The 1,300-nt window shown below is 45.0% G+C and carries 1 protein-coding gene; it reads left to right on the plus strand.

Going from position 1 to position 1,300, the window contains the following annotated elements; all coding sequences use genetic code 11:
- Positions 1 to 1,032 (plus strand): reverse transcriptase domain-containing protein (locus KIV40_RS03095; RefSeq protein ID WP_285347933.1); only part of this gene is annotated, 1,032 nt, incomplete at its 5' end.
- Positions 1,033 to 1,300: the final 268 nt, after the last annotated feature.

Genomic DNA, 1,300 nt, shown 5'->3' on the forward strand with positions numbered 1-1,300 from the left:
GCCGACCCTAACAGCTATGGCTTTAGACCTAACCGAAGCGCAGCCGATGCAATACAGCAGTGCTTCAAATGCCTGTGCAAAAAGGGAGCAGCACAATGGGTTCTTGAGGGGGATATCAAAGCTTGTTTCGACAAGATAGGTCACCAGCGGCTACTTGATAATGTCCCGACAGACAAAAGGATGCTCAAGCAATGGCTGGAATGTGGCTATATAGACAAAGGGCTATTCTACAAAACGGCAGAGGGAACACCACAAGGCGGGATAATTTCACCCACCCTGATGTTGCTCACTCTTGTCGGACTAGAAAAGTTAATTAAGTCTATCGCTCGCAAGACAGGCAGCAGAGTAAACTTTATAGGTTATGCTGACGACTTTGTTATCACGGGGTCTTCAAAGGAAGTCCTAGTGAATGACATTAAGCCGCAACTGATGGCTTTCTTACAAGAAAGAGGTTTACCGCTTTCTGAAGAGAAAACGCATGTGACTCATATTAATGATGGCTTCGACTTTCTTGGCTTTAACGCCAGAAAGCATAAAGGAAAACTGCTCATTAAACCGAGTAAGTCCAACGTATTATCATTCTTACGAAACATGCGTGACCTCATTAGAAAACACGCAACAATCCCAGTAGCCGATCTCATCAAGATGATGAATCCAAAACTACGAGGATGGGCGAATTACTATCGCCATTGTGTTGCTAAACAAACCTTCGGCTATGTTGGACATCAGATGTTTCTAGCGTTATGGCGATGGTCAGTCAGGCGTCACCCAAACAAGGGACGTAAATGGATCGCACACAAGTACTTTCTAAACTATCAAGGGCAATGGATTTTCCATGGCTGGTTTAAAAAGGATGGACTGTATGGCGTGATCCGACTGTTTCAAATCGGTCAAGTGCCAATCAAACGACATGTAAAAATCATGAGCCAAGCGACCCCGTTCGATCCTTTTTGGGAAGGTTTTCTCAATGAACGTAAGGTGAAAAATACAGGTCGTAACTCATGGTTTGCTCCTGTCGCCACTGCTTTGTGAGTTGCTGGGTAACAATAACGCCTTAGTGGAGGCTTGAGCCGTATGCAGTGAAAGTTGCACGTACGGTTCTTAGGAGGGCGGCATCTGGTAACAGGTGTCGCCTATCCGACAGAACCTTCATCGGCTAAGTTTTTTACCCTTGTGTGCGGTCAACAATCTATAACACTGAGCGTCAATTAGCTGAGTTTATAACTAGCCATCTTTCGAGACGTACCAGTAAAATTGTCAGAGACCTCGAAGCGCGTCATATTGATGTTCATATGTGGTT

The organism is Vibrio sp. D173a (assembly GCF_030248475.1).